The organism is Streptomyces sp. NPDC042201 (genome assembly GCF_055582185.1).
Map to the genome: position 1 here is coordinate 331946 of NZ_JBVJDS010000006.1, position 24718 is coordinate 356663.

The 24718-nt window shown below is 70.3% G+C and carries 25 protein-coding genes; 8 read left to right on the forward strand and 17 right to left on the reverse strand.

Translation table 11 applies throughout. From position 1 onward, the window contains the following. Positions 1 to 31 precede the first annotated feature (31 nt). The 6 genes from ACZ6MZ_RS17365 to ACZ6MZ_RS17390 form a co-directional block, all read right to left on the reverse strand. Positions 32 to 1081 (reverse strand): hypothetical protein, encoded by a 1050-nt coding sequence (locus ACZ6MZ_RS17365; protein ID WP_384188460.1) that lies wholly within the window; start codon positions 1079 to 1081, stop codon positions 32 to 34. Positions 1082 to 1083: 2 nt separating this feature from the next. Continuing rightward, positions 1084 to 1347 (reverse strand): phosphopantetheine-binding protein, encoded by a 264-nt coding sequence (locus ACZ6MZ_RS17370; protein ID WP_384188458.1) that lies wholly within the window; start codon positions 1345 to 1347, stop codon positions 1084 to 1086. After that, entirely contained in the window at positions 1344 to 2849 is a 1506-nt protein-coding gene (locus ACZ6MZ_RS17375; protein WP_389790691.1) for an AMP-binding protein, read from the reverse strand. The genes ACZ6MZ_RS17370 and ACZ6MZ_RS17375 overlap by 4 nt, the downstream gene beginning before the upstream one ends. Continuing rightward, the gene (locus ACZ6MZ_RS17380) at positions 2839 to 3729 is read right to left on the reverse strand and encodes a MaoC/PaaZ C-terminal domain-containing protein (protein ID WP_469352715.1); all 891 of its coding nucleotides are present in this window, start codon (positions 3727 to 3729) and stop codon (positions 2839 to 2841) included. The genes ACZ6MZ_RS17375 and ACZ6MZ_RS17380 overlap by 11 nt, the downstream gene beginning before the upstream one ends. Then, complete coding sequence (locus ACZ6MZ_RS17385; RefSeq protein WP_384188453.1) at positions 3726 to 4976, reverse strand: beta-ketoacyl-[acyl-carrier-protein] synthase family protein; 1251 nt, start codon at positions 4974 to 4976, stop codon at positions 3726 to 3728. Before ACZ6MZ_RS17385 ends, ACZ6MZ_RS17380 begins: the two co-directional genes overlap by 4 nt. A gap of 69 nt (positions 4977 to 5045) precedes the next feature. After that, positions 5046 to 6263, reverse strand: a complete 1218-nt coding sequence (locus ACZ6MZ_RS17390; RefSeq protein WP_386875220.1) for an aminotransferase class I/II-fold pyridoxal phosphate-dependent enzyme — start codon at positions 6261 to 6263, stop codon at positions 5046 to 5048. Between the two features lie 452 nt (positions 6264 to 6715). On the opposite strand from ACZ6MZ_RS17390, the gene ACZ6MZ_RS17395 reads away from it, so the two are divergent. After that, on the forward strand, positions 6716 to 7585 hold the full coding sequence (locus ACZ6MZ_RS17395; protein ID WP_389790689.1) for an AfsR/SARP family transcriptional regulator: 870 nt from the start codon (positions 6716 to 6718) through the stop codon (positions 7583 to 7585). Between the two features lie 177 nt (positions 7586 to 7762). Here ACZ6MZ_RS17395 and ACZ6MZ_RS17400 read toward each other — a convergent pair whose 3' ends face one another. The 3 genes from ACZ6MZ_RS17400 to ACZ6MZ_RS17410 are packed head-to-tail and all read right to left on the reverse strand — an operon-like array spanning position 7763 to position 9770. Further along, the gene (locus tag ACZ6MZ_RS17400) at positions 7763 to 8515 is read right to left on the reverse strand and encodes an SDR family NAD(P)-dependent oxidoreductase (protein ID WP_384188448.1); all 753 of its coding nucleotides are present in this window, start codon (positions 8513 to 8515) and stop codon (positions 7763 to 7765) included. Then, positions 8512 to 9498 carry a 3-oxoacyl-ACP synthase III family protein gene (locus ACZ6MZ_RS17405; protein WP_384188447.1) on the reverse strand — a complete coding sequence of 329 codons (987 nt, stop codon included), beginning with the start codon at positions 9496 to 9498 and terminating at the stop codon, positions 8512 to 8514. The genes ACZ6MZ_RS17400 and ACZ6MZ_RS17405 overlap by 4 nt, the downstream gene beginning before the upstream one ends. An 11-nt stretch (positions 9499 to 9509) precedes the next feature. Next, positions 9510 to 9770, reverse strand: coding sequence for a hypothetical protein (locus ACZ6MZ_RS17410; RefSeq protein WP_046502425.1), 261 nt, complete (start codon positions 9768 to 9770; stop codon positions 9510 to 9512). A gap of 191 nt (positions 9771 to 9961) precedes the next feature. Here ACZ6MZ_RS17410 and ACZ6MZ_RS17415 point away from each other — a divergent pair, with 191 nt between their 5' ends. The 6 genes from ACZ6MZ_RS17415 (at position 9962) to ACZ6MZ_RS17440 (ending at position 16133) form a co-directional block, all read left to right on the forward strand. Further along, complete coding sequence (locus ACZ6MZ_RS17415; RefSeq protein ID WP_384188445.1) at positions 9962 to 10846, forward strand: class I SAM-dependent methyltransferase; 885 nt, start codon at positions 9962 to 9964, stop codon at positions 10844 to 10846. Positions 10847 to 10856: 10 nt separating this feature from the next. Further along, positions 10857 to 12419 (forward strand): flavin-containing monooxygenase, encoded by a 1563-nt coding sequence (locus tag ACZ6MZ_RS17420; RefSeq protein WP_389790687.1) that lies wholly within the window; start codon positions 10857 to 10859, stop codon positions 12417 to 12419. Between the two features lie 20 nt (positions 12420 to 12439). Then, on the forward strand, positions 12440 to 13948 hold the full coding sequence (locus ACZ6MZ_RS17425; RefSeq protein WP_389790686.1) for an FAD-binding protein: 1509 nt from the start codon (positions 12440 to 12442) through the stop codon (positions 13946 to 13948). Positions 13949 to 14072: 124 nt separating this feature from the next. Then, positions 14073 to 14561, forward strand: coding sequence for an SRPBCC family protein (locus ACZ6MZ_RS17430; protein WP_384181775.1), 489 nt, complete (start codon positions 14073 to 14075; stop codon positions 14559 to 14561). Then, a complete protein-coding gene (locus ACZ6MZ_RS17435; protein WP_384181777.1) occupies positions 14558 to 15427 on the forward strand; it encodes an alpha/beta fold hydrolase in 870 nt (289 codons plus the stop codon). The genes ACZ6MZ_RS17430 and ACZ6MZ_RS17435 overlap by 4 nt, the downstream gene beginning before the upstream one ends. Positions 15428 to 15434: 7 nt before the next feature. Further along, on the forward strand, positions 15435 to 16133 hold the full coding sequence (locus ACZ6MZ_RS17440; RefSeq protein WP_469352721.1) for a 4'-phosphopantetheinyl transferase family protein: 699 nt from the start codon (positions 15435 to 15437) through the stop codon (positions 16131 to 16133). Between the two features lie 13 nt (positions 16134 to 16146). On the opposite strand, the gene ACZ6MZ_RS17445 is transcribed toward ACZ6MZ_RS17440, so the two are convergent. From ACZ6MZ_RS17445 to ACZ6MZ_RS17480, 8 genes are all read right to left on the reverse strand, one after another. Continuing rightward, positions 16147 to 17139 carry an AraC family transcriptional regulator gene (locus ACZ6MZ_RS17445; RefSeq protein WP_469352723.1) on the reverse strand — a complete coding sequence of 331 codons (993 nt, stop codon included), beginning with the start codon at positions 17137 to 17139 and terminating at the stop codon, positions 16147 to 16149. A gap of 162 nt (positions 17140 to 17301) precedes the next feature. Beyond that, complete coding sequence (locus ACZ6MZ_RS17450) at positions 17302 to 17823, reverse strand: anthrone oxygenase family protein (protein WP_384181783.1); 522 nt, start codon at positions 17821 to 17823, stop codon at positions 17302 to 17304. 64 nt (positions 17824 to 17887) lie between these two features. After that, entirely contained in the window at positions 17888 to 18541 is a 654-nt protein-coding gene (locus ACZ6MZ_RS17455) for a hemerythrin domain-containing protein (RefSeq protein ID WP_469352725.1), read from the reverse strand. A 156-nt stretch (positions 18542 to 18697) separates the two neighbouring features. Further along, complete coding sequence (locus tag ACZ6MZ_RS17460) at positions 18698 to 19537, reverse strand: NmrA family NAD(P)-binding protein (protein WP_384181786.1); 840 nt, start codon at positions 19535 to 19537, stop codon at positions 18698 to 18700. 129 nt (positions 19538 to 19666) lie between these two features. Beyond that, positions 19667 to 20452, reverse strand: a complete 786-nt coding sequence (fabG, locus tag ACZ6MZ_RS17465) for a 3-oxoacyl-ACP reductase FabG (protein WP_384327684.1) — start codon at positions 20450 to 20452, stop codon at positions 19667 to 19669. Between the two features lie 338 nt (positions 20453 to 20790). Then, entirely contained in the window at positions 20791 to 21621 is an 831-nt protein-coding gene (locus ACZ6MZ_RS17470) for an AfsR/SARP family transcriptional regulator (protein WP_389791895.1), read from the reverse strand. A 194-nt stretch (positions 21622 to 21815) separates the two neighbouring features. Continuing rightward, positions 21816 to 22475, reverse strand: coding sequence for a ScbR family autoregulator-binding transcription factor (locus ACZ6MZ_RS17475; protein WP_469352727.1), 660 nt, complete (start codon positions 22473 to 22475; stop codon positions 21816 to 21818). 333 nt (positions 22476 to 22808) lie between these two features. Further along, positions 22809 to 23480 carry a ScbR family autoregulator-binding transcription factor gene (locus tag ACZ6MZ_RS17480; RefSeq protein ID WP_384181793.1) on the reverse strand — a complete coding sequence of 224 codons (672 nt, stop codon included), beginning with the start codon at positions 23478 to 23480 and terminating at the stop codon, positions 22809 to 22811. Positions 23481 to 23650: 170 nt separating this feature from the next. Here ACZ6MZ_RS17480 and ACZ6MZ_RS17485 point away from each other — a divergent pair, with 170 nt between their 5' ends. Continuing rightward, positions 23651 to 24640: a ScbA/BarX family gamma-butyrolactone biosynthesis protein gene (locus tag ACZ6MZ_RS17485; protein ID WP_389791899.1), complete on the forward strand. Its 990-nt coding sequence runs from the start codon at positions 23651 to 23653 to the stop codon at positions 24638 to 24640. Positions 24641 to 24718 lie beyond the last annotated feature (78 nt).

Genomic DNA, 24718 nt, shown 5'->3' on the forward strand with positions numbered 1-24718 from the left:
CGCTAACGGTGTGCCGGCCGGGGCCCGGAGCTCATCCACCGGACACCCCTCTCGTACGGGTCAGCAGCCGCGGTCCTTCGGCGCGTACGCGCTCGGCGAGATCGCGGGCCGCTCCGCCGCGTACCGCCTCCTGGGCGGTGGCGACGGCCTTGGTCCAGTCGGTGATGTGACCGCTCGCGACGGCCAGCGCCGCGGCGTTGAGACAGACCGTGCGGGTGGCCACCTCGCCGGCGGTGCCAGAGAGGACGGACAGGAAGTGCGCGGGCGCCGACGCGGGGTCGGTGGCCGGCTGGAGGTCGTCGAAGCCGCCGTCGGCCGCCACCAGCTCGCCTGCCGGGAAGCGCAGTTCGCGGCCGTCGTTGGTGTGGATGGTGTTGTCGGCGAAGCCGAGCAGTTCGTCGGCTCCGCGGTCGTTCGTGGTCAGCCACAGGGTGCGCCCGGTGACGGTCGCGGCGAGCGAGCGCAGCTCGGCCAGCGGCGCGACAGCCGAGACCCCGGTGACCTGCGCCGTGACGGGCAGATCGGCGAGGAAGGGTCCGAGGGCGTTGAGGAAGCGCCCGAACGGCTTCATGCTCGTCGGCACGATGGTCCTGGCCAGCCGGGTCAGCTGGGCCGGGTAGACGAACGGTCCCGCGAAGGCGATCCCGTGCCGGTCCAGTGTCTCGGCGGTCTGCTCGTACGACGAGGTCAGCCGGACGCCGAGCCGCTCCAGCAGATCGACGGAGCCGAGGCTGCTGGTGTAGGCGCGCGAGCCCGTCTTGACGACCCGTACTCCGGCCGCGGCCGCGACGAACGCCGACGCGGTGGAGATGTTGAAGGTCTTCGGTCCGCCGCCGGTGCCCACGACGTTGACCGTGCCGGCCCAGCGGCCCGCCGGTTCGGCGGGCCGCCGCTCGGCGAGCGAGTCCAGCAGATGGCGCAGCGTCTCGTGGTCGGGAAACCTGGTGGCCAGGGAGGCGAGCAGGGCGAGGGCCTGCGCTCTGTCGAGGCTGCCGTCGCCGAGCTGGTCCCACAGTGACCGCCAGGTCTCGCGTCCTACCGGTGCGCGCTGCTCCAGCAGGCCGATGAGTGCGTCATGCACCGCTAGCTACCTGCCACCTCGGGACGGCGCGCACCGGCGATGAACGCGTCGATCGCCGCGACGCTGCGGAAATTGTTCGGGTCGAGGTCCTCGTCGCCGATAGCCACCTCGAAGCGGTGCTCGACCCAGGCGATCAGCTTGAGCACGCCGAGGCTGTCGATGACCCCGTCCGAGAGCAGATCGTGGTCGTCCGCCAGCTCCTGCGCGCTGACGTCCGGCAGGAACTCCTCGATGACGAACTGCTTGATGGTGCCGACGTGGCTCATGACGTCCTTCCTTTGGCTGTTGACAACTCGTGGAGACGGTCGAGCGCCTTGCGGTCGACCTTTCCTGTGGCGGTCTTCGGCAGCGGCTCGTCGACGATCCGCAGCGTCGAGGGGACGGCGGCCCTGGGCAGGCTGCGCGCGCAGTGCTGGCGCAGGGTCAGGCTGCTCAGTCCGCTGCCGGGCGCGCTCTGTACGGCGGCGACGAGCCGGCGGCCCTCGATCGGGTCGGGTACGGCGGCCACTCCCGCTTCGAGCACCGCGGGATGGTCCAGCAGGACCCGTTCGATCTCCGCCGTGTTCACGGCGACCCCACGGACCTTGACCTGGTGGTCGCCGCGCCCGGTGAGATGGAGCCGGCCGTCCGCGTCGCGCCGTACCAGGTCGCCGGTGCGGAACCAGCTCCGGTCGTCGAGGCCCAGCGGATGGCTGGTGAACTTGTCCGCGTGCCGGCTCCGGTCGAGGTAGCCGGCCGCCTGGAAGGGCGTGGACACATACAGCTCGCCGGAGCCGGGGCCTTCGACGGCCGCGCCGTCCACGTCGAGGATCAGCGCCTCGACTCCCGGCAGCGGGACGCCGATCGGTACCGGCGGGAACGCGGTGGTGCTGGTGTCGACCTCGTGGACGAAGCTGTCGTTGGTCTCGGTGCAGCCGTAGATGTTGTGGATCCGCGCCTTGGGGAACAGCTCGGGCAGTGCGGCGAAGGTGCGGTCGGGGATGACATCGCCGCTGAACATCACGTGCCCGACGCCGGGCAGGGTCTCGCCGCGCCGCCGGGCGGCGTCGAGCAGCAGCCCGTAGAACATCGGCACCGCCTGCACCACGTCCACGTCATGGCGGACGAGGAGGTCGAGCAGATGTCCGCCGCGGGCCGCCAGGGTGGGGTCGACCAGGACGACACGGCCGCCGCGCGCCAGCGTCGTCCAGACATCCAGCAGGCACAGGTCGAAGTTGAGCGGCGCGTAGTTGAGTACGGTCCTGCCGGGCCCGATCGAGAAGGCCGGGCCGGCCCAGGCGACGAACCGGTTCACGGCGTCCCGGCCCAGCGGCACGATCTTCGGCAGGCTGGTGGAGCCGGAGGTGGTGAGCATGAACGAGACCTCGGCGGCCTCGCGCGGCGTCAGCGGCTGCGGGGTGACCTCGGGGTTCGGTACGACCCCGGCGTCGTCGCCCTCGGGGGTGATCACCCGGCGGCAGCCCGCCTGGGCGAAGAGGTCCGCGAGCAGCGAGTCGGCGAGCGCCGGCGACGGCAGCAGGAAGGGGCGCCGCGCCAGCAGGCACGCCAGCACCAGGGCGATGGCCGCCGGGGACTTGGTGGCCAGCACACCGATGGGCTCGCCCGCGGTGAGACCGAGCTGGGCCAGCCGCTCGCGCTGGCGTCCGGCGTGCTCGTACAGCTCGCGGTACGTGGTCTCCTCGCCGTTCCAGAGGAGCGCGACCGTGTCGGGCCGCTCGCGGACCTGGGAGAGGAATCCGCCCACCAGGCCGAGGCCGTCAGTCGTCATCGCCGCCTCCGTCGCTGTGTCCTTCGCTGTCCCCGGCTCCCGCCAGCTCGATCCAGCCGCTCTTGACGGCGGGTCCTGCCGGGGTCCTGCAGGTGAAGCGCACGACCCGGCCGGCCGCGTCCGGCTGGAGGTCGAACCGGAGCGGCTCGCCCGGCGCCACCGGCGCCGAGAAGCGGCCGCCGATGCCCCGCACGCGGGAGGCGTCGCCGTCGGCGTACCGGTCGACGACCTCCTCGACGACCAGGGCCAGCACGCTCATGCCGTGGGCGATGACCGAGCCGAATCCGGCCGCGCGGGCCGCTTCGGGGTCGAGGTGGATCGGGTTCTCGTCGCCGGAGGCCTGGGCGTAGCGGCGGATCCACTCCACGGTCGGCTCATGGACGACGGTGGCGGGCTCGCCCGCGCCGGAGGGCGCCGGAGCCGCGGCGCCCGCCGAGATCTCCCCGAAGGGTTCGAGGACGGTGGCGCCGACCAGCAGGGCGCTGGTGACCAGTTCGGCGAAGGGCTCCTCGCCGCCGGCCTCCGGGCCGGCACCCGCGCCGTCGCCGGTGAGCCGGGAGCGCAGGGCGACCCGTACCCCGCGTGCCTCGCGGCGGGCGCCGAGCACATCGAGCCGTACGGTGACCTCTTCGCCGGGCAGCACGAGCCGCCGGCAGCGGATGTCCTGGCCGAGGTGGACGACCGAGACGGGTCCTGGCTCGTCCGCGGTCAGCGCGGCCACGGTCCGCTCGGCCACCATGTGGGCGAGGACGAACGCGTGGACGGGGGAGGCCTGCTCGGCGGGCGCGGCGGCCAGGCCGGCGCGGACCGCGCCGCGGTAGGCGGCGATCTCTTCCGCGGTGACGGTGCGCGTCGCCGCGGGGGCGGGGGCGGTCGTCATACCGGCGCCACCACCAGGCTGGAGTTGTGGCCGCCGAAACCGAAGGAGTTGGACAGCGCGGGACCGGATGCGACGGCGCGCGGGGCGCCGTGGACCACGTCGATTTCCATGCCTGGCTCCAGCTGTTCGTGGTTGGCGGTGGGCGGGACCTCGCGGTGGCGCATGGCCTGCACGGTGGCGATCAGTTCGACGGTGCCGGCGGCCCCGATGAGGTGGCCGATGACGCTCTTGTTCGCGGTCACCGGCGGCCCGTCGGTGCCGAACACCTTGGCCAGGGCGGTCGCTTCGGCGCGGTCGTTGTGCGGCGTCGAGGTGCCGTGCGCGTTGATGTGGACGATGTCGGAGGGGGCCAGGCCCGCGTCGGCGATGGCTCCCTGCATGGCGCCGATGGCGGCGGCGCCGTCCGGCAGCGGCATGGCGAGGTGGTACGCGTCGGAGGTGGCCGCGTAGCCGGCGACGGTCGCGTACGTCAGTGCGCCGCGCGCCCGTGCGTCGTCGAGGCGTTCCAGTACGACGAAGCCGGCGCCCTCCCCCATCACGAAGCCGTCGCGGTCGATGTCGAACGGCCTGGAGGCGTGCTCCGGGTCGTCGTTGCGCATCGATACGGCGTTGAGGTTGCCGAACCCGGCGAGGGTGACGGGCGTGATGGTGGACTCGCAGCCGCCGGCCAGCACGATGTCCGCCCGGTAGGTCTGGAGCAGCATCAGCGCGTGGCCGATGGCGTCGGCCCCGCTGGCGCAGGTGGTGGCGATGGTCAGGGCGGGGCCCTGCCAGCCGAGCCGCATCGCGATCTGGGCCGCCGCCGCGTTGGGCATCGTCATCAGCGGCATCAGCGGATTGACCCGGTGCGGTCCCGACTCGGTGAAGTGCCGGGACTCCTCGTCGCTGGTGGCCCGGCCGCCGACGGCGTTGCCGACGACGATCGCGGTACGGCCCGGGTCGGCGGCGGGCGAGCCGGCGTCCCGGTGGGCGGCGAGGGCCGCGGTCGTCCCGAAGAGGGCGAACGGGTCCATCCGGCGGGCGTCCTTGGCCGGCACCAGACCGACGGCGTCGAGCCCGCGGACCCGGCAGCCGATGCGTACCCGGTGGCGGTCCAGATCGAGGTGGGTCAGCTCGGCGGCGGTGGACCGGCCGGCGCGCAGCGTGGCCCACAGGTCGTCAGGGGTGCAGCCGGCCGGGGTGACGACGCCCATGCCGGTGATCGCGACAGGTGCTTTCGACTGTGCGTGCCTCGGTGAGGTTGGCATCTCGGATCCCGTATCCCGTGCGAACGGCGGAGGGCGGACAGATGGCCGGCGGGGAGCCGGCCCGGAGGGTCAGGCCGTGATCAGACCGCACTCGTGGGCGGCCTTGACGAAGGCCTCCGCGGCGAAGTCGATGTCGGCCTTGGTGTGGCGGGCGGTGATGGCGATCCGCAGTCGCGCCAGATCGTTGGGGACGGCGGGGGTGACCACCGGCAGTCCGATGACCCCGGCCCTGCGGCAGGCGGTCGCGTAGTCGTACGCGGCGTCGTCGGAGCCCGCGATGACGGGGACGACCGCGGTCTCGCTGTCGCCGGTGCGCATCCCCGCGTCGTTCAGCATGCGGCGGAACCGCGCGGACTCCTGCTGGATGTGGGTGACGCGCTCGGGCTCGCGCTCCAGGATGCGCAGCGACTCCAGCGCCGCGCCCGACTGGGCGGGGCCGAGGGCCGCGGAGAAGAGGAACGGCCTGGCCGCGTACTTGAGATGGCCGATCAGCTCGCTGGGCCCGGCCACCCAGCCACCCATGGAGGGGATGGCCTTCGAGAGGGTGCCCAGCTTGACGTCGACCTTCGCGGTGTAGTCGAAGTGCTCCTCGATGCCCTTGCCGGTGGCGCCGATGACGCCCAGCGCGTGGGCCTCGTCGACCATCAGGAGGGCGTTGTGCGCGTCGCACACCGCGCGCAGCTCGGGCAGCGGGGCGATGTCGCCGTCCATGGAGTAGACGCTGTCGACGATGACGAGCCTGATCCCGTCGGGGCTCGCGGCGGCGAGCCGCCGGTCGAGGTGGTCGACATCGTTGTGACGGAAGCGGGTGACGGTCGCACCGCTCAGCCGGCAGCCGTCGACGATGCTCGCGTGGTCGTACTTGTCGATCAGTACGGTGTCGCCGGCGCCGACCAGGGCGCCGACCGTGCCGACGTTGGCGGCGTAGCCGGAGCCGAAGACCAGGGCCTCGGGCCGGCCGGCGAACCGGGCGACCTCAGCCTCCAGTTCCTCGTGCAGCGGGATCGAACCCGCCAGCGCCCGCACCCCGTGGTTGCCGGTGCCGTACAGGTCGACCGCGGCCTTGGCGGCCGCGACCACCCGCTCGTCGCCGGCCAGGCCCAGATAGCTGTAGCCCGACATCATCAGGAGGCGTTCGCCGTCGAGGTCGGCGTACGCGGAGTCGCGCTCGACCGTGTAGGTGACGAAGCTGTTACGTCGGGCGGGCTCCCACTCGAGGGACTGCACACGACGACGTGTCGCGTCCAGTTTCGGCGCCAGACGTTCCCATCCTCCGGATGTGTTCACGTGCGTCTCCTCATCCACGTTTCGGACAATTACCGGAGTCCGCTCAACCCTGGACTCAAAGTGCGACGCAATTCAACGACAGCCGCGCAAGCCGCGCGCAACACGACCTTGAAATGCGGAAATCAGTCAACGCAACAAGAACGCGACACGGCCCGGGAAGCGGAATCCCTTCCTCCGCCCAATTCCCGGGGAATGTTCCTCAGCCACTGTTGACATACCAAGAAGGCCGACCGGTATCGTCCAATTCTTGTGCAGGGGGCATGCACACCGTGTCCCGATCTCCTTCACAAGGACCCGATGTGACGGACCCCCTGGCGTGATTCCGACACCTCGCCGGCGGCAGCCGCCGCCGGTGCAACCGGCAGACAGCCGACCGCACCGGGGAGTACAGCTTGCTCATCAGACTTGCTGGTCTCGTCACGATCGAACCCGAAGGGGTTCCGCCACAGCATTTGTCCAGCGCACAGGCGCAAGTCGCGTTCGCCCGGCTCATCCTTGAACGGTCCGGCGGTACGAGCCGCGACCAACTGGCGGACACCGTATGGCCCGACGGCCTGCCCGACACCTGGGCCTCGGCCCTGCGCAGTGTCGTCAGCCGGGTCCGTACCTTCGTCACCTTCCCCCAGCAGCAGCCGGGCGTCACCCCGCTCGTCGCCCAGGGCGGCCGCTACCTGCTGCGCCTTCCCGACGACGCGGCCGTCGACATCGAGTGCGCGGAGGCGGCGGCGACCGAGGCCGCCGAGGCGTTCGCGACCGGTTCCTACGCCGTGGCGCAGCAGCTCGCGGCGGCCGCCGTGTCAAATCTACGCGGGTCATTTCTGCCCGCGCACGAGGGCGAGTGGGTCAACAGCATGCGGGAGCGGCTCGATGAGCTGCGCCTGTGCGCCCTGGAGACCGCGAGTCTGTCCTCGGCCGCTCTGGGCGACGAGCACCACGCGCTGCGGTACGCCGAAGAGGCCGTACGGCGTGCGCCGTTCAGGGAGAGCGCCTACCGGTGCCGGATGGCCGCGCACCGTACGGCCGGCAACCGGGCCGAGGCGCTGCGCACGTACCAGCAGCTGAGGGAGGTGCTCGCCGAGGAGCTGGGCATCGACCCGGCGCCGGAGAGCGAGGCGGCCTATCTGGAGCTGCTGCGCACTCCCGATCCGCAACGGCGTCCCGAACCCAGGGCGGTCACGCGGCTGGACCCGGTGCTGATGGGCATGTTCGAAGCCCCTTATCCCCGGCCCGCCGCGCCGCGGCCGTGCTCACTGACGGCGGACGGCTGTCTCACCCACCCGGTGAGTCCGGCGCGAGCCGCGCCGGACCGGCGTGTGGCCTGACCGACGGCGGGGGAACATGCGTGGGCGGCCCGGCAGTTGAGCCGGGCCGCCACTTTTTTCGCCTGCCGGCCGGTCGGGGCACCGAGTGCCTGCCGTGCTGCCGGGGCATGCCGGACGACCGGAGCGCTGAGGGACGCGCACCGGCCGAACGGGTCCTGCGGGTACCGGAGCGGTCTCTCAGGTGATCGAGACGCCGCTGTCGATACTGATGACCTGGCCCGTCATACAGTCCTGGTCCAGGAAGAGACCGGCGCTGCGGGCTACCTCCTCGACCGTCACGAAGCGGGGAATGGGCGCCTTGTCCTCCATCCCCTCGATGACACGGCCGGGCAGGTCCTTCGTCATACCGGTGATCATGAAGCCCGGTGACAGGGCGTTCACGGTCACCCCGCGCCGGCCGCACTCGGCGGCCAGGGTGCGGGTGAAGCCGATGAGACCCGCCTTGGAGGCGGAGTACGCCGTCTGGCCCGCTGTCGCGATCAGGCCGGAGGGCGACACCACATTGATGATCCGTCCCCACCGCTGCCTGAGCATGTACGGCACGGACACCCGGGCGGTGTGGAACGAACCGACCAGATTGGTCTGGATCACCTGCTGCCAGTCCGCCGGCGACTGCATCGCCATCAGCGCGTCCTTGCGGATGGCGCCGTTGTTGACGAGTACGTCGACGGGACCGAGCTCCTCGCTGATCCGGGCGTACATCGCGGTGACGGCGTCCCAGGAGCCGACGTCACCGGTCACGACGACCGAGTCGTTGCTGAGCTTCTCCTGAACAGCCCGAGCCTGAGCCTCGGAGCTGTTGTAGTGGACCGCGACCCGGCAGCCGAGCGCGTCCAGTTCCAGGGCCAGGGCCTGTCCGAGTCCGCCGGACGCTCCCGTGACCAGGGCGACCGGCTTCTCGGGACGGCTGCCCTGCGGCTTGTTGCTCATTTCCTCACCCCGCCCCACTCCATGAGCATCGATCCCCAGGTCATGCCCGCCCCGAAGCCCGCGAGCAGCACCTTGTCGCCGTTCTTGATCCGGCCCTCGTCGAGCGCCTCGGTGAGAGCGATCGGGACGGACGCGGAAGCGGTGTTGCCGTACCGCTCCAGATTGGTGATCAGTGCCTCCTTCCGCAGACCCGTGTGGCTGAGGATCGAGTTGATGATCCGGATATTGGCCTGGTGCGGGATGACATGGTCGATGTCGGCCGCGTCGACCTTGGCGCTCTCGAGCGTCTCCCGGACCGTACGGACGGTGTAGCGCACGGCGTTGAGATAGATCTCGTTGCCGTTGATCTGCGCGTAGTGCAGACCCTGACGGACCGTCTCCTCGGTGGTCGGCATCCTGCTGCCGCCCGCCAGCACCTTCAGACTGCCGGCACAGGAGCCGTCCGCACCGAGGTTCCATGCCTTGACCCGATTCTCGGGCCCCGGCTGGAGCACCACCGCGCCGGCACCGTCGCCGACGAGGATGGACAGGTCACGGTCGGCGGGGTTGGCCGTCAGGGTGTGGGTGTCGGAGCCGATCAGCAGGATCGGCCGGGGGTCGATGGCGATCAGCGCCATCGCCGACACCAGCGCGTAGATGAAGCCCGCGCACTCGGAGTTGACGTCGTGCGCCCCGCCGGCGATGCCCAGGTCGTGATGGACGAACGCGGACGTCGCCGGGGAGGGCTGCTCGGGCGTGGCGGTGGCGACGATCAGATGAGCGATGTCGCCGCCGGTCAGGCCCGCCTTCTCCAGTGCGCGCCGGCCGGCCTCGACAGCCAGTGAGGCGGTTGTCTGTCCCGGTCCCACGGCTCGGCGCTCGCGGATACCGCATCGGCTGACGATCCAGTTCTCGTCGACGCCGAAACGCTCCGCCAACTCCACGCTGGTGACCTTGCGTTCGGGTACGGCCATGCCCCACCCGGTGATGTCGAAGCCGTTCACAGGCGGTCTCGCTACGCCTGCGCCGGCTGCGGAACGAGCGCGAGGATCCGCTCGTACACGTGGCGCAGCGTGGTCGTGTCGTCGAGGTCGGCGAACAGCGACTCGTCGGCGGGGATGTCCGGGTACTGGTTCTGGAACCCGTACAGCCACTCCATCAGGTCCAGCGAGTCCACGTCCGCGATGTGCTGGAGCGGTGCATCGGGGCTGACCTCCTGGGCGCCCGACACGGCCTCGAGCTGGCTCGCCAGTTCTTCGATGGTGGGCAGCGTCATGAGCTTCGGTCCTCTCTCGCGGTGCATCCGGTTTCGAGAGGCATGGAAGCGCGGGCCGCGCAACCCAGGCGCAACACCGCCGACGCACGGACGTCTTGCACATCTGTTGCGAGCGACACGGTTTGCTCGTGGCCGAATCAACGGTCGGAACGAGCGGCGCAGCGACGAGAACGACAGGAAAGAGGTCGAGCATGACAACGGTCGCCCCCAGATCCGTAGACCCCGAGGTCGACGCGGTCAGGCACCACTACGAGGTGAGCAACGATTTCTACCGGCTCCTGCTGGGTCCGACCATGATGTACTCCGGCGGCTACTGGGAGCAGGGCGAGGACCTCGTCGCGACACTGGACGAGGCACAGGAGCGCAAGCTCGACACGTTCGCCGAGCTGGCCGGGGCCGCGGGCACCCGCCGGGTACTGGACGTCGGCTGCGGCTGGGGCACCATGCTCAACCGCCTCACCACCGTCCACGGTGTGGAGCAGGCCGTCGGTCTCACGCTGAGCCGCACCCAGGAGGCGTTCATCGCCGGCCTGGACAACCCGCGCATCACCACGCGGGTGGAGAGCTGGGCGGACCACGAGACGGACGACAAGTACGACGCGGCGTTCTGCATCAACGCGCTGGAGCACTTCGTCTCCTCGAACCTGCCGCCGCGTGAGCGCACCAAGCGCTACCGCTTCTTCTTCAACCAGGTGGCCAAGTCCCTGAACCCGGGTGCGAAGTTCGTCCTGCACACGATGACGGCCGAGGCGCAGCCCATGAACCGGGAGCTGCTCGCCGACCTGAAGTTCCTCCAGCGCTCCGAGTTCGAGGGGATGCACATCCCGCATCTCCACGAGCTGACGGCCGCCGCCGAGGGCGTCTTCCACATCGTGGAGATCACCAACGAGCGGGAGTCCTTCGCCATGGCGTGCCGCGCCTGGCTGAAGCGGCTGGCCGCGGACCGTGAGACGGCCGTCGCCCTGGAGGGCGAGGAGGTCGTGGCCCGCTTCGAGCGCTACCTCGACATCTTCGCGTACACGCTCGAGGACAAGTTCTTCAACAACTTCCGCGTCACCATCGAGCGCAGGGGCTGAGGAGGCCACCGTGACAAGCATTCTCGAACCCGCCCACGGGGGCGGCGCGAGCAACGGGACGGAGGGGCCGGCCGGCCGGGGCCCCACCCGTCACCTGCGGGTCGCGGTCATCGGTACCGGCTTCTCCGGCCTGGGTACGGCTGTACGGCTGCTCCAGCAGGGGATCGACGACTTCCTGGTCTTCGAGCGGGCCGACGAGGTGGGCGGCACCTGGCGCGACAACACGTATCCCGGGTGTGCCTGCGACGTCCAGGCCCACCTCTACTCCTTCTCGTTCGCCCGCAACCCGGAGTGGAAGAGCACGTTCGCCAAGCGCGACGAGGTCTTCGACTACCTGCGGGACTGCGCCGACCGCTTCGGGGTACGCCCGCACATCCGCTTCAACCACGAGCTGATCGCGGCGCGCTGGGACGAGAACACCCGGTACTGGCACATCGAGACCTCGGGCGGCGAGTACACCGCCCAGGTTCTGGTCGCCGGCGCCGGCTACCTCAGCGAGCCGTCCATCCCGAATGTGCCGGGGCTGGCGGACTTCGAGGGGAAGGTCTTCCACTCGGCCCGCTGGGACCACGACCACGATCTGACCGGCAAGCGGGTCGCCGTGATCGGTACGGGAGCCTCGGCGATCCAGTTCGTGCCGAAGATCCAGCCCGAGGTCGGGCAGCTCGACCTGTACCAGCGCACGCCTCCGTGGGTCGGTCCCAAGAACGACAAGCCCAACACCGCGTTCCACACGAAGATGCTGCGCAGCTTCCCCGGCTACCAGCGCTTCCGGCGCAACTTCAACATGTGGGGCCGTGAGGTCCTGGCCTTCGCCTTCGCCCGGCCCAAGGTCGCGGAGAAGGTCCAGAAGATGGCCTCCGACCATCTGGAGAAGAGCGTCAAGGACCCGGGGCTGCGGAAGCGGCTCACCCCCGACTATGTCGTGGCGTGCAAGCGGCTGCTGTTCTCGAACACCTGGTACCCGGCGATCCAGCAGCCGAACGTGGAGATCGTCAGCGACTCCATCGACCATGTCCGGGCCAAGTCCATCGTCACCAAGGACGGCCAGGAGCGCGAGGTCGACACCATCATCATGGGCACCGGCTTCCTCGCCACGGACCGTCCGGTCGCACGGCGGATCTGGGGCCGGGGCGGGGTCCAGCTCCGGGAGGCCTGGAGTGACGGGATGTCCGCGCACCGCGGCACGACCATCGCCGGGTTCCCCAATCTCTTCATGCTCCTCGGTCCCAACACGACGCTGGGGCACTCCTCGCAGACCGTGATGATCGAGTCCCAGATCGCCTACGTCATGGACGCGCTCAAGCAGATGGACAAGCGCGGCCTGTCCAGCGTCGAGGTGCGGCCGGAGGCGCTGGAGGCGTACAACGCCAAGCTCGACAAGCGGCAGGCGCGCGCGGTCTGGAGCGCCGGCGGCTGCAAGAGCTGGTACCTGGACAGCAGCGGGCGCAACCCGTCGATCTGGCCCACGTACACCTGGCGGTTCCGCAACGGCACCAAGCACTTCGACCTGGGCGAGTACCAGCTCGCCACCACCGTGGGCGCCGGCCGACCGGCTGTCAACCACGTATGACGAACGGGAGAACGGACCAGATGACCACCAATACCCCTTCTCGGCGCAGAGTCCTCGGCGGAATGGCCGCCACCGCCGCGACCGTCGTGGGCTGGAACGTGGCCACGCAGACGTGGGCCACCGCCGCCGAGGCGGGCCACGGTCATGGCGGCGGCGGTCATGTGTCGCCCGTGCCGCCGCTCGACGGGTCGCTGAAGACCTCCGCGGCCGACCTTGCGCACTTCAGCAAGGACTTCGGCGGCCTGGTGCCGAACATGACGCCGTGGGCCGCGCTGGTGCCCGGCTCGGTCAATGACATCGTCAAGATGATCAACTTCGCCCGGTCCAACAATCTGAAGATCGCGGCGAACGGGCGCAGCGGCACCGATCCCGACCTCGAGTCGCACTCCAACTACGGCCAGGCGGCGGTTCCGGGCGGTATCTCGATCGACTCCCGTGGTCTGTCGAAGATCGTCAGCATCGGTTCCACCTCCGCCGTGGTGGAGATGGGCGTCACCTGGGGCCAGTTGACCGACGCGGCCCTGGCCAAGGGCAAGGTCCCGCCGGCCATGCCCGACTACATGCACCTGTCGATCGGCGGCACGCTGAGCGTCGGCGGCATCGGCGGAACCGTCGGCAAGTACGGCCTGGCGGTCGACACCGTCGAGTCGCTCGACATCGTCACGGGTGCCGGTCAGTTGCTCACGGCCTCTCCCACCGTCCGCCCCGACCTGTTCCACGCCGCGCTGGCCGGCGGCGGCCAGGTGGGCATCATCGTCCGCGTCACGATCAAGATCGTCCCGGCCAAGCAGCGGGTGCTCGTCCTCGGCCTGGTCTACGACGACGTGTCGACGTATCTCGCGGACGCGGAGAGGATGATGGCCGACTCGCGGTTCCTGGTCCAGGCCGGCGACATGCGACGCAAGCTGGACGACTCGGGCTGGCACTACGGGATGGAACTCGGGGCCGCCTACACGGGCACCGCCCCGGCCTCGGCACCGCTCCTCGCGGGGCTGCGGGACAACCGCGCCGAGGTCACCGTCGAGGACATGTCCTTCCGCGATTACCTGTACCGCTTCGACGCCTACGTGGACGAATACAAGCTGGGGGGCTACTGGGAGCAGCCCAAGCCCTGGCTGAGCCTGTTCCTGCCTGGTTCCAAGATCAAGCAGTTCCTCGAGATCGCGGAGGCCGATCTCACCGCCAACGACCTGGGTGCCGGCTTCGTGCTCACCTACCCGTACCCCACGTCGAAGCTGAAGCGCGGGACGGTGGTACAGCCCAACGAGTCGGTGGCCTACCTCTTCGACCTGCTGCGCTTCCCCCACCCGGGTGAGCCCGACATCGCGGGCATGGTGGAGCAGAACCGGCGGCTGTACGACAAGGCCGTCGCCCTGGGCGCCAAGCGCTACCTCGTCGGCGCCGTCCCCCGGATGACCCCGGCGGACTGGAAGAAGCACTTCGGCAACCGCTACACCGACTTCTGCAACGCGAAGCGCCGCTACGACCCGGCCGGCATCCTCACCCCCGGTCAGGGCTTCTTCGCCTGATCTGGTGTGCCGGCCGGTCCGGCCCGCTGCCGGCCGGGCCGGCACACCGGTAAGGGAGCGGGGCCCCACCGTGGGCCCCGCTCCTCCTTCTGTCCCATCCGCCGCCCCACACAGGGAGACTGGCATGAACGGCTACGACATCATCGACGAGGCGGTGGTCGACGCCCCCGCGGACGTCGTCTGGGACGCGCTCGTCGCCGAGTTCCGCGGTGCCGCCCGCTGGTGGGTGCCGTACAACACCTTCGAGACGGTCTCCGGCGCGCCCGACAAAGTGGGCAGCACGGTCGCCGTGACCGTCCACACGAAGGGCGTCGACAACGGGGGCCCCAAGCTCCGCTTCACCCAGCGCACCGAGTCCGTCGTCCCGGGCCGCCGGCTGACCGTCGAGTATGTCGACGGGGTCTTCCGCGGTCCTGCCGACTTCATCCTCGAACCGCTCGACGACGGCCGCCGTACCCGTATCACCATGCACTTCCGGGGCCGTCCGCACGGCAAGCTGAAGCTGCTGGCGAAGGTCGCCGACATCGGCGCCGAGCACTCGAAGGCGACGCTGGGGGCCTTCGTCGCGCTGAACGGGCAGCTCGCCGCGGCGCCCGCCGGAGGGGCGCGATGAGCCCCGTCACGGCGAGGACCGACGCGCTCGCCCGTACCGACGAGACGACCGTACGGACGGACGACGGTGCCGCGCTCGCGGTCACCGTCCTCGCCCCGCTGACGGCCGGACCCGGCAGCGGTACGACGGTCGTGCTCGCGCACGGCTGGGCGGCGGGCCGCCGGGTCTGGGGTACGGTCGCGGACCGGCTGATCAGGGCCGGCCACCGGGTGGTGCTGTACGACCAGCGCGGGCACGGTGCGTCGAGCCTGGGCAAGGAGCCCGTCGCCATCAAGCGGTTCGGGGCGGACCTGGCCGCCGTGCTGGGCGAGACCGGCTCCCGGGACGCGGTCCTGGTCGGGCACTCCGGCGGCGGCTTCGCCGCGATGGCGTACGTCACGGCCGATCCGGCCGCCGCGCGCCGGCTGCGCGGTCTGGTGCTGCTGGGCACGGCCGCGCACGACCAGGAGACCCCCGACAGCGAGGTGCGCATGATGGGCAGCGCGCTGTTCTCGCGGGCCCTGCGGCGGCCGGCGCTCGGCCGGAAGCTGCTGGCCCAGACGATGGGCAAGGGCGTCGACCCGTACCTCCTGGAAGTCAATCGGCAGATGTTCGCGGCGGCTTCGCCGCAGGTGCGCTCCGACTGCTTCGCCTCGTCGCGCGGGATGGATCTGCGCAAGGGGCTGGCGGCGGTGGAGGTGCCCGCCGTGGTGCTCGCGGGTGAGAACGACCGGGTCGTCAAGCCGGAGCTGGGCAGCGCGGTGGCCGACGCCCTGCCGGACGCGCGGTACGAACGGCTCCCCGGCGCCGGTCATATGCTGCCGCTGGAGCGGCCGGACGAGATCGTGCGTGCCGTGGCCGGGCTGGTCGCCCGTCCGCGCGCGTAGCCCCGCCGTGATCGAGGAGATCCTGCCCCCGGGCGTCAGGTCGTCGGAAGCCTTCGACGACCTGGCGCCCGCTCCGCTGTTTCCGGAGGAGGCCGCGCTGATGGCCGGCCGGCGTCCGCGCCGTCAGGCGCAGTTCGCCACCGCTCGCGCCTGCGCGCGCCGCTCCCTCGCCGAACTGGGCCTGCCGCCCGCCCCCCTGCTGCCGGGCGCCGGCGGCGCACCGCGGTGGCCCGCGGGGGTCGTGGGCAGCATCACCCACTGCGACGGCTACCGGGCCGCGGTGGTGGCCAGGTCGGCGGAGGTGGCCGCGCTCGGTATCGACGCGGAGCCCGCGGAGCCGCTGCCGCGGGGTGTCCTCGGCCTGGTCGCCTCGGACAGTGAGCGCGCGGCGCTGGAGCGGCTTTCGGCCGGGGGCCCGGAGCTGTGCTGGGACCGGCTGCTGTTCTCGGCGAAGGAAGCGGTCTACAAGGCGTGGTACCCGTCGGCCGAGCGCTGGCTGGGCTTCGCGGACGCCGACGTACGGTTCGCCCCCTCAGGCACCTTCACGGCCCGGCTGCACCCCTCGGAACTCCCACCGGACGCCCCCACGCACTTCGAGGGCCGCTGGCTGGTACGGAACGGGCTGCTGCTGACGGTGGTCGCGACCACGACCGCGCCCGCGGGCCACGACGACGCCCCGCTCCTGTCGGCGGCCGGCGGCGAGTGAGCGGTCCGCGAAATCAGCGGTCCAGTACCACCGTCTGGGTCGGCGCGCTGAGCCGGTGCACCGACTGGACCTGGCTGCCCTTGCGGAACTCCTGGGGGCTCACGCCCCGTACCCGCTTGAAGGCCGCGCTCAGCGCGAACGCTCCGCTGTAGCCGACGCGGCGGGCCACCGTGGCCACCGTGGCGTCCGGCTCGCGCAGCAGGTCCGCGGCGAGGGTGAGCCGCCAGCCCGTCAGATACGCCATCGGCGGCTCGCCGACCAGCGTGGTGAAGTGGCGGGCGAGACCCGCGCGGGAGACTCCCACGGTGTCCGCCAGCGAGGCCACCGTCCACGCCTTGCCCGGCTGTTCGTGGAGCAGCCGCAGCGCGGGGCCCACGACCGGGTCGCTCTGGGCGCGGTACCAGGCGGGGGCGCCCGACTCGGGCACCGCGAGCCAGGTGCGCAGCACGCTGACGAGCAGCAGGTCCAGCAGCCGGTCGAGGACCAGTTCCTGGCCGATGTCGTCCTTGCTGATCTCCTCGGCGAGGATGTGGACGAGCGGGTTGTCGCCCGCCTCGGCGGGCCGCACCAGCAGCACGGGCAGGGCGGCCAGCAGCCGGCGGCCGATCTCGCTGGGCGCCTGGTAGGTGCCGCTGAGCATCACCGAGGCGCCGGCCCGGCCGGCGTCGCCCCAGGTGCGTACGCCCAGCGCCATCGTCTCGGTGACGTCCTCACCGTCGGTGGTGTTGCAGCGCTGTTCGGGTCCGACGACGATCTGGACGTCCGTCTCCGGCCGGTCGGAGATGGTGTACGCGTCGGGGCCGCGTATCACGGCGACATCGCCGGGACACAGCCGCACGGGATGTCCCTTGTCGGGGAGCACCCAGGCATCACCGCGCACCATGGTCACCACGGAGATCGGTGCCCGGTCCTCGACCCGGAGGGACCACGGCGGATTGAAGACCGACTTCAGCAGGAACGCGCCTCGGGCCTTCGGACCTTCGAGCAGACCTGTCAGTGTGTCCATGACATTACCTTAGACGACCCCGTATGAATGGTCACTGGTTTCGCCGGATCCGTCTCAGGCCGGTCGGAAGGAGGTGTGCGCCCGCCCTCCCCGCGGGGGAACGAAAAGAAGGACGGGCGCAGTTCAGGGGCGGGCCGATTGGCCCGCGGTGCGGGGCCACGGTCAAGACCGTGCGGCGGCCGCCTTGTTGTGCAGGACGAGGGCCCGGCCGAGTGCGCCCAGCGCCGCCGTACAGGCGACCGTGCGCGCGATGTTGGCCGAGGTCCACGGCCGCTCGAACCGGCCGCGCACGGCGGCGAAGTCGGGGCTCGCGGCCGCCGAACCGGCGCGGGCCAGCATCCTGTTGAGCGGGATGTTGACACACATCGTGACGGCGATGGAGACGCCGTAGAGCACGAACGCGGTCCGGATCCAGCGTGCGGCGTCCGGCTGTCCCAGACGGCGCTGGAGGGCCGCGGCGACGCCCGTGGCGAGGAACACCCCGACGAAGAGCAGACCGAACAGCGCGCTGTTGTCGAGGACTTCGTTGATCCGCCGCATCACACTCACATACGTACGGTCGTCACGACGGGCGAGGGCGGGCATGACACCCACGTCGAAGGTGAGATACAGCCCCGCCATGAGCCCCGTGCCGATGGTGGCGGCGGTGAGCACGGGGCCGGCGGCTGCGGGAAGGGTCTCCATGGGGCTTCCTCATCCGTTCGTGGTGGATCTGGCCGGTATCGGGTGCGGCGCGGGGCCGCGGCGGTCAGGAGGGCCGGGTCACTCCGGCGAGGGTCCTCTCGTACCGCCTGCGCAACACCGTATTGCCGATCAGCCGTACCGGTGGCGGAATCGTGGCGGCGACGTGTGCCACCGACCGCTTGTCCGCGCCGTCGAACATCCAGGGCTGGAGCTGGGTCATGACCTTCATGGGGGCGCTGGCGATCACCTTCCGCTCGACCGCCAGATACTCCTGCGGCGCGAGCCGGGCGAAGACGGGGAAGGACACCGCCTCCTCGTCGCGCAGATGAGCCCGCAGGACGGAGTCGAAGCGGGTGGCCGCCAGACCGATGGCGGGCAGGTCGCCGCGCGGCCGCAGCGCGGCCGTGACCGCGTCCATGGCCCGGTCGAGCACCACATGGTCGTCACCGAGCTGCCGCGCCTCCGCCGAGAACTCCGGTGCCCGGCGCAGCAGTCCGGGCCACAGGACGTCGTCCTCGCTGCGGTGGTGCCAGTCGATGATGTCGCGGAGCTGCTGCCACCACACGCCGGCCGCGTCGAGTCCGGCCTGGGTCAGCCGGGGCGCGGCGGCGAGCAGCCGCTGGGCGTCACGGCGCATCGCGATGTGCATCAGCGCGAACCCGTGGAAGTGAGCGGGCAGGGAAGCGAGTCCGAACTCGCTCGACATCGGGGTACTCATGGCCGCCTCCTCGTGACTGACGCGTCGTCGCTCACGCGTCCTCGTTCCTGTATCGCTCACCCGGTCGCGCCGGCGGATCTCTCGGTGCGCCGCTCCCCCGGCCGGCGGGCCGGCCGCGGAGGTCGTCCGCGGCCGGCCCGCCGGCGGGGTACGGGATCAGACGTTCCAGACGCCGGTGGCGGCCGCGTCCCTGGCGAAGTCGGCGAAGTCCCGGGGCTTGCGGCCCAGGGCCTCCTCCACACCGTGCACCAGGAAGGCGTTGCGGCCGTCGAGGGTCATCGCGAACAGGTCGGCGAACTCCTCCGGCAGGTCGTTCTCCTTCAGGAAGGCACGGTACTCGTCGCCGGTGACCGGGATGTACTTGATCTCCCGGCCGGTGGCCTTGGACAGCTCGTCGGCCACGTCCTGGTAGCTGAGCAGCCGGGGACCGGACAGCTCGTAGGTCTTGCCGATGTGCTTCGGGTCGGTGAGCGCGGCGACGACCACGTCGGCGATGTCGTCGACGTCCACGAAGGGCTCGACGGCGTGACCGGTCGGCAGCGCCAGGACTCCGGCGAGTACGGGCTCCAGGAAGAAGCTCTCGCTGAAGTTCTGGTTGAACCAGCTGGACCGTACGACGGTCCAGTCGGCGCCGGACTCCTTCAGCTTGTTCTCGCTGATCTGCGCGCCCTCCTCGCCGCGGCCGGAGAGCAGCACCAGGCGGCGGGCGCCCCGGGCGACGGCGAACTTGGAGAACTCACCGACGGACTCGGCGGCGCCGGGGAAGGCGAGGTCGGGGTAGTAGGTGACGTAGACGGCTCCGACACCCTCCAGCGCGCCCTCCCAGGTGGCCGGGTCTTCCCACACGAACGGCCGGTCCGCGTTGCGCGAGCCGATCCGCACGGGAAGTCCCTGGGCTGCGAGGCGCTCGGCGACCCGGCGGCCGGTCTTTCCGGTGCCACCGATGACAAGCGTCGTCTTCGTCTCTGTCTGGGCGTTCTGCGTGGTCTGAGTCATGAGTACAGTCAAGTCCACTCCGGTGAGACGCGACATAGCTGCAAAGCTCAGTTCCATACGCGTGCGTCTACGGTCGTCCTGTGGAGGCGCCGGGGAGGCACCGGCGCCCGCACCGGAGTACGCCCTAGCTCAGAAGTTGCCCATGCCGCCGCAGACATTGATCGCCTGCGCGGTGATGGAGGCGGCGCTCTCCGTCGTCAGATAGCCGACCAGGCCCGCCACCTCCTCGGGGGTGGAGTAGCGGCCGAGCGGGATCTTCGCCTCGAACTGCTCCTGGACGAAGTCCTCGGTGGTGTTCCACGCCGCCGCGTACCCCTGCCGGACCTGCTCGGCCATCGGGGTCTCCACATAGCCGGGGCAGACCGCGTTCACGGTGATGCCGGCCGGCGCCAGCTCCTTGCCGAGCGCCTTGGTGAAGCCGACCACGCCGTGCTTGGACGCGGAGTACGGGGCGCCCATCAGGACGCCCTGCTTCCCGGCGGTCGAGGCGATGTTGATGATCCGGCCGTAACCGGCCTCCGTCAGGCCGCCGTTGAGCAGAACCTCGCGGGTCAGCAGGAACACCCCGTTGAGGTTCGTGTCGATGACGTCGTACCAGAGCTCGTCGGCTATCTCGGCGGTGGGCCCGCCGCCGCCCCGGCCCGCGTTGTTCACCAGGATGTTGACCGGGCCGAACTGCCCGACGACGGCGGCCACCAGAGCCGCGACCGACGCACGGTCCCGTACGTCGGCGACCGTTCCCTCGGCCTCGATGCCCTCCGCGCGCAGATCCTCGACGGTCTGCTTGACCTCTTGGGCCGTGCGCGAGCAGATGAACACCCGATGTCCTCTGCGGCCCAGCTCCCGTGCGACCCCGAGACCGATTCCCCGCGTCCCGCCCGTGATGAGGGCCACCGGGTTTCTCGGCGCCGTCATCGGTTTTCTCCGGCACTCAGCTGACCCAGATCCTGAATCTCCACGGTCTTCCTCCGTACCTCGTCGAATCCCCGTCGAAATAGCAACTCTTCGACGCTTGGTACGGTAGCCGTGCGCTGACTTTACTTCTTGAATTCTTGAGTACCTGTCGAGCGCGTCTCCAACGTCTTGATTTCTCCAACATGACGGAGACGTTGGAACACGGACAGGAAGTTCTGATGGAATATCATTTCCATTTCCCCAAACGGTCCTGACACCACAGAAAAGGCCTGCCGGAAAACACGGTGAATCATCGCGTAATTACCCCGGCCTGAACCGAGGGGAATGCGTCGGTGCGGTCAGCTCACACGCACGAGAGGCTCACGGGGAGTCTCCGGCGCCGGGGCCGCGCTCTCCGGTCCCGCCATGAGGATCGAGCGCTGGAGCCTGCGCAGCCCCGCGGACGGCTCAAGGCCCAACTCCCGCACGAGCGTGCCACGCAGCCGTTGGTACACGTTCAGGGCCTCGCCACGGCGCCCGGAACGGTGCAGCGCCAGCATGAACTGGCCGTGCAGATTCTCATGGGTGCGGTACCGGCTGACGAGCACGGTCAGTTCGGCGAGCAGCTCGCGATGGCGGCCCAGCCGCAGATCGGCCTCGATGCGCTGATCGAGCGCGCACAGCCGGCTCTCCTCCAGCCGCTTGATCTCCATGTCGAGCTGCGCCCCGCCGTGCACGTCGGCGAAGGCGGGCCCGCTCCACAGGTCGAGCGCCTCCCTCAACTGCCGGGCCGCGCGCGGGTGGTCACCGGCGTCCATGGCCCGGTAGCCGAGACCGGCGAGCCGGTCGAACTCCCGGACGTCACTGCTCCCGCCCCCGCTGTCGAGGCGATAGCCGCCCGGCAGCGTGACCAGCACATCCTTGGCGGTCCGCTCCTCGCCTTCCTGGGCTCCGTGTTTCAGAGCCGCGGCGATGAGGGACCGCAGCTGCAGCACATAGGTCTGGAGCGTGGTCCGGGCGCTGCGTGGGGGTTCTCCCGCCCACAGCTCCTCGATCAGCGCGGTCACGGGCACCACCTGGTCTGCGTGGAGTGCGAGTAACGCGAGCACCTGCCGGGGCTTGGGCGCCGTCGGCGTGATCGACCTCCCGTCCTGTCTCACAGCCAATGCGCCCAGTACGTCGATGTCCACGCGTCTCCCCAATCCTGCAGGTGAAGTCAGTACCGTTTGAGGCCGCTCACGGGGTGCGATTGCTGCGCATGGATTCAAAAACAGGACAGACGGTTTGTCAATACCAAACCGTCTAGACTGTTTTTTGTTAACGCTCCGTACATCGAGGTCACTCTTCGATCATGAATCGGGCTCGATGCGGGCAGGCTCACCCGTCAAACGGGCTCCTCGACACATGTCTCAGGCCCGGCTACCGCGCAGCAGGTTCCGCAGGTCACCAGGGCGTCCAGGGCCTGCCGGGCGGCCAGTCTGGGTAGCATCAGCTCCCAGAACCTGGTCAGCGTACGCCGCGAGATCCACTCTTTGTCATCCCTCGCGCCAAGTACCTCGAAACCGACCGTCGCCGCCACGACCGCACTCGCCACGTCGTCCGGTGACACACCGTCCGCAAGTCCGCCCTCGGACGCGGCGCTTTGCAGCACCCCCTCGACCCAGCGCCGCCACTGAAACCTCAGGTTGAGACCGTCGGCACGCGAGATGTCGCCGCTGAGCTCGAAGCCCGCCCGTACGATGACGTCCTCGTCGAGGGCGCGCATCAACGCGTGCGTGGCGTCCACCAGGAGCTGCAGGGCCCCGGCCCCTTCGGCGCGGCAGCGCTCGGTGATGAGCCGCACCTCCTGTGCCGCCTCTGTCTCAACAGCCCTGGCCAGGGCATCCTTGCTCTCGAAGTGGAAGTGCAGCGCACCGTTACTCACCCCGGCCCGCCGGCTGATCATGGTGAGCGACGCCGGAACGAATCCTTCGCGGGCGAAGACCTCCGCGGCGGCCCGGATCAACGATCGTCTCGTACGGGCGGCGCGCTCCTGCTTGACCATCAGCGTCTCCAGATGTCGGGAAGACCGGAAGCGATGCGCGGTATGCGCTGCGACATTAACAAACCGTCGACGCGGTTTGTATAAGGAATACGTCACTCCCAGCGGCGGGAACCCGCCGTCGGGACCTCAGGACTCAAGAACCACTCAAGGCGCGCTGGAGAGCGGATGGAGAGCCGCTCGATCAAATGAACCGCTCCGGAGCGGTGGCGCGACGGCTACCGGACCGCGGAGCGCCCGAGCGGAAGGAGCCATTCGGTCACGGTCCGTCATCCCGTTGGTCACGACCCGTCAGAGAAATACCGGCGCCGCCGGTGCTCGGTCGTCCGCCGGCCCTCAGTCGTCCGCCGGTTCCTGTCCGTCCGCGGCGGCGGCCAGCTTCCTGGCGGCCTCGACGCGTGCGCCCCGGTCGTGCGCCACGTCCAGCCCCAGCAGCAGGCGCGGCATCACCATGCTGGGCAGGAGGTGCTCCCACATCACCGACACCCGGTGCTCCACGTCCCGGCGGCCGGCCACCACACGCGAGTAGACGTGGATCCCCGTCCAGGCGCCGACCAGCAGCTCGGCCGTCTCCCTCGGATTGACGTACGGCAGGAGCTCGCCCCGCTCCTTGGCCTGGACCAGCAGGTCCTCGCTCAGACACGACCACACCGGGAAGGGACCGACATCGGAGAAGTCGACCGATCCCTGCTCCACGGCGAGCCGGGTGCCGGCCCTGAGGATCATGTCGTGCAGCGAACGGTGCGCGACGACCATCGTCACATCGATCAGCTCCTGGACCTTCCAGTCCGTCGGCCCCACGACAAGGTCCCTGGTCTGGTCGCTCAGCACACCCCGCGCCAGATCCTCCTTGGACGGGAAGTGGAAGTAGAGGGCACCCTTGGTCACCTCGGAGCGGGCCAGGATCTCCGCGATCGTGGCGGCGTCGTAGCCATATTGGTCGAAGACCGAGGCCGCCGCCTCCAGGATCGCAGCGCGCGTTCTGATCGCACGCTGTTGCTGTGCCATGCGGTGTGGCTCCTGTCGTGCTGTTCGCGGGGTATCCGCGCTGTCCTTGCTGCGACTCCCCCGCCGTGCGCCGTCAACCCTATCGAGTAAACCGGGTGGTCTGTATATTCCCCGCTCCGGGAGAGCTCGACAGCTCCCGTCCCACATCCGTGCTCCACGGGGAGACAGCTATGTCCGAGATGACATTCCGGATGGACGGCACTTCGCGCACCCAGACACCGGCCAGGGCACCCGGTGTCAGCGCTCCCATTCCGCCGGGGCCACGACTCACCACCACGGTTCCCCGAGAGTTCGTGCACCGTGCGGCCGTGGCGGAGGTCCTGCTCACGGGGTGGCGCCGGACGGACGATACACGCTTCGCTGTGACGGCCCAGTGGCCAAGGCTGCACAGCTTCTTCACTCCGGTCCGGGGCAGTCATGATCCGCTGCTGACCGCGGAAACAATCCGCCAGGTCGGTTCCCTGCTGGCGCACGCCGAGTTCGGTACGCCTCTGGGACACCACTTCCTGATGCGGGACCTGTCCTTCACCGTGGAGCCGCGGCATCTCGCGATCGGCGGTGTCCCCGCCGGTCTCGAACTCGACGTCACCTGCTCGCAGATACGAAGGCGTGGCAGCGAACTCGCCGGGCTGCGCTACGAGGCCGTCATCCACCGCGACGGGCAGATCGTCGCGACCGGCGGCGCGTCCTACGTCTGCGCCACCCCGGCGGTGTACCGCCGGCTGCGCGGAGAGCGCGCCTCGCGTTCCGACGTACAGCCGCCGCCACCCCTGGCGGCGCCGGTCCCGCCGCGGAGCGTCGGGCGCTCCACACCGTTCGACGTCGTGCTGTCCCCGACCGGGGACGCCCAGACCTGGCAGCTGCGCGTCGACACGGGGCATCCCATACTCTTCGACCATCCGGTCGACCATATCCCGGGCATGGTCCTGCTAGAAGCGGCACGCCAGGCGGCCACCTCGGTTCTGCGCACGGACGCGTGCGTACCGACCAGTTTCACCGGCGAGTTCCCTCGCTTCGCCGAGCTGGACCTTCCGTGCCGTATCGAGCTCCAGCACCTGCCCGGGGACTTCGCCGGGCTCTCCTCGGTCCGGGTGACCGGCCATCAGGAGGGCGAACCGGTCTTCAGCTGTGTCGTGGGGGCGCCGCTGCTCGGCTCCTGAGCACCGCCGGTTCCGGGGGCGCTCCGCCGGTGCGGGCGACGGCCCGCACCGGCGCGTGCGCGGCTCGGAGCCAATCGG

Coding starts and splice junctions, on each gene's coding strand:
- ACZ6MZ_RS17370 (WP_384188458.1), bottom strand. CDS start 1,347: ATGAGCCACGTCGGCACCATCAAGCAGTTCGTCATCGAGGAGTTCCTG.
- ACZ6MZ_RS17375 (WP_389790691.1), bottom strand. CDS start 2,849: ATGACGACTGACGGCCTCGGCCTGGTGGGCGGATTCCTCTCCCAGGTC.
- ACZ6MZ_RS17380 (WP_469352715.1), bottom strand. CDS start 3,729: ATGACGACCGCCCCCGCCCCCGCGGCGACGCGCACCGTCACCGCGGAA.
- ACZ6MZ_RS17385 (WP_384188453.1), bottom strand. CDS start 4,976: ATGCCAACCTCACCGAGGCACGCACAGTCGAAAGCACCTGTCGCGATC.
- ACZ6MZ_RS17400 (WP_384188448.1), bottom strand. CDS start 8,515: ATGAGCAACAAGCCGCAGGGCAGCCGTCCCGAGAAGCCGGTCGCCCTG.
- ACZ6MZ_RS17410 (WP_046502425.1), bottom strand. CDS start 9,770: ATGACGCTGCCCACCATCGAAGAACTGGCGAGCCAGCTCGAGGCCGTG.
- ACZ6MZ_RS17415 (WP_384188445.1), top strand. CDS start 9,962: ATGACAACGGTCGCCCCCAGATCCGTAGACCCCGAGGTCGACGCGGTC.
- ACZ6MZ_RS17425 (WP_389790686.1), top strand. CDS start 12,440: ATGACCACCAATACCCCTTCTCGGCGCAGAGTCCTCGGCGGAATGGCC.
- ACZ6MZ_RS17430 (WP_384181775.1), top strand. CDS start 14,073: ATGAACGGCTACGACATCATCGACGAGGCGGTGGTCGACGCCCCCGCG.
- ACZ6MZ_RS17435 (WP_384181777.1), top strand. CDS start 14,558: ATGAGCCCCGTCACGGCGAGGACCGACGCGCTCGCCCGTACCGACGAG.
- ACZ6MZ_RS17445 (WP_469352723.1), bottom strand. CDS start 17,139: ATGGACACACTGACAGGTCTGCTCGAAGGTCCGAAGGCCCGAGGCGCG.
- ACZ6MZ_RS17450 (WP_384181783.1), bottom strand. CDS start 17,823: ATGGAGACCCTTCCCGCAGCCGCCGGCCCCGTGCTCACCGCCGCCACC.
- ACZ6MZ_RS17455 (WP_469352725.1), bottom strand. CDS start 18,541: ATGAGTACCCCGATGTCGAGCGAGTTCGGACTCGCTTCCCTGCCCGCT.
- ACZ6MZ_RS17460 (WP_384181786.1), bottom strand. CDS start 19,537: ATGACTCAGACCACGCAGAACGCCCAGACAGAGACGAAGACGACGCTT.
- fabG (WP_384327684.1), bottom strand. CDS start 20,452: ATGACGGCGCCGAGAAACCCGGTGGCCCTCATCACGGGCGGGACGCGG.
- ACZ6MZ_RS17475 (WP_469352727.1), bottom strand. CDS start 22,475: ATGGTCAAGCAGGAGCGCGCCGCCCGTACGAGACGATCGTTGATCCGG.
- ACZ6MZ_RS17480 (WP_384181793.1), bottom strand. CDS start 23,480: ATGGCACAGCAACAGCGTGCGATCAGAACGCGCGCTGCGATCCTGGAG.
- ACZ6MZ_RS17485 (WP_389791899.1), top strand. CDS start 23,651: ATGTCCGAGATGACATTCCGGATGGACGGCACTTCGCGCACCCAGACA.